This window comes from Methylobacterium sp. WL18 (genome assembly GCF_008040015.1).
GTDB classification, from domain to species: domain Bacteria; phylum Pseudomonadota; class Alphaproteobacteria; order Rhizobiales; family Beijerinckiaceae; genus Methylobacterium; species Methylobacterium mesophilicum.
In genome coordinates, this window is the sequence record NZ_VRVD01000865.1 from 1 (window position 1) to 1,595 (window position 1,595).

Below are 1,595 nucleotides of genomic sequence, written 5' to 3' on the forward strand. Positions count from 1 at the left end.
GCCGAGACCCCGAGCCGGCCCTGGCGGAGATCGAGCGGCGTCTCGGCGGCCGCCTCGGGGTCTCGGCCGGGACGCAGGAGCGCGTGCTCCTGAGCCACCGGGCGGACGAGCTGTTCCCGATGTGCAGCACGTTCAAGGCCCTCGCTGTCGCGGCCATCCTGGCGCGGGTCGATGCGGGATCGGAATCCCTGGACCGGGCCGTCGGCTTCGGGCCGGGCATCCTTCTGAGCTACGCGCCGGTGACACGGAAGGTCGTGGAGGCCGGCGGCGGCACCGGGCGGATGACGATCTCCGACCTCTGCGCCGCCGCGATCGTGTGGAGCGACAACAGCGCGGCCAACCTGCTGCTCACAGCCCTGGGCGGCCCCGAAGCGCTGACTGTCTGGCTGCGCGGCACCGGCGATACCCGCACCCGCCTCGACCGGGACGAGCCGACCCTGAACACCGCGTTGCCGGGGGATCCGCGCGACACCACCAGTCCGGAGGCGATGCGCCAGACCCTCGGGCGCGTCCTGCTCGGGCCTGTCCTGTCGGCGGCCTCGCGCGGGCAGCTGGAGGCCTGGATGGTCGGGTGCCAGACGGGGGCCAAGCGCCTGCGCGGGGGGCTCCCGCCGGACTGGATCGTCGGCGACAAGACCGGCAGCGGCGACAACGGCACGTTCAACGACGTGGCGATCCTCCGACCGTCGGGATCCCCGCCCGGGCGTGCGCCGGTCCTGGCCTGCGTGTACGTTACCGGGGCTACGGCCCCCGCGGCGGCTGTCGAGGCAGCCTATGCCGAAATCGGCCGGCTCATGGCCGCCCGAGTGGGCGCCCCCTGATCCGAGATTGCAGCGGCGCATCGTCTTTTCCCGAAAGCCGGTGGCCACCGTTCGAGACGATGCCCGATGGCGAAGACGCCTGCCACCAAGACCACCCGGGCGACCCTGGCCCTCGACAAGGCCGGGATCCGCTACAGCCTCCACGCCTACGCTTACGATCCGGATGCCCCGCGCATCGGCCTGCAGGCCGCACAGGCGCTGGGCGTCGAGCCCGCCCGGGTGCTGAAGACCCTGATGGCGGCGGTGGATGGGCGGACGGTCTGCCTCCTAGTGGCCTCCGACACGGAGGTCTCGATGAAGCGGGTGGCGGCGGCCTTCTCCGGCAAGGCGGCGGCGATGCTCAAGCCCGCGGATGCCGAGCGCCTCACCGGCTACCATGTCGGCGGCATCAGCCCACTGGGACAGAAGCGGGTTTTTCCGACCGCGATCGATGCGGGTTCGCTGTCGGACCCGGCCGCCGAGATCCACGTGAACGGCGGCGGGCGCGGCCTGCAGATCCGTCTCACCGAGGGTGACCTCGCGGCCGCGCTGACGGCCCTGGTGGTGCCGCTGACCTGATCGCTCCCAGGGATCACACAGGGATCGCCCCAAGGGTAAGTCGCCGTTTACCCTGTTGCGGCACCCTGGGCCGGGATTCGGGACGGGTTCGGCATGCGAGTGACGGCACGGCAGCGACGCGGGGCATGCGGGACGCACGGGATCGGGACAGTGCTCGGTCTCACCCTGCTGGCCGCAGGGGCCGGCGCCCGCGCGGCCGACCTCGACGTCCGGGGC

Annotated in this window: 2 protein-coding genes; both read left to right on the plus strand. The window is 72.5% G+C overall.

Annotated elements, in window-relative coordinates; translation table 11 throughout:
• A partial coding sequence (bla, locus tag FV228_RS29135; RefSeq protein WP_147857645.1) for a class A beta-lactamase occupies positions 1-821 on the plus strand: 821 nt, incomplete at its 5' end.
• A gap of 66 nt (positions 822-887) precedes the next feature.
• The gene (locus tag FV228_RS29140) at positions 888-1,379 is read left to right on the plus strand and encodes a YbaK/EbsC family protein (RefSeq protein ID WP_147857646.1); all 492 of its coding nucleotides are present in this window, start codon (positions 888-890) and stop codon (positions 1,377-1,379) included.
• Positions 1,380-1,595: the final 216 nt, after the last annotated feature.

What these genes read in the sequence shown, in the direction of transcription:
- FV228_RS29140 (WP_147857646.1), top strand. Translation starts at nt 888, where the DNA reads ATGGCGAAGACGCCTGCCACCAAGACCACCCGGGCGACCCTGGCCCTC.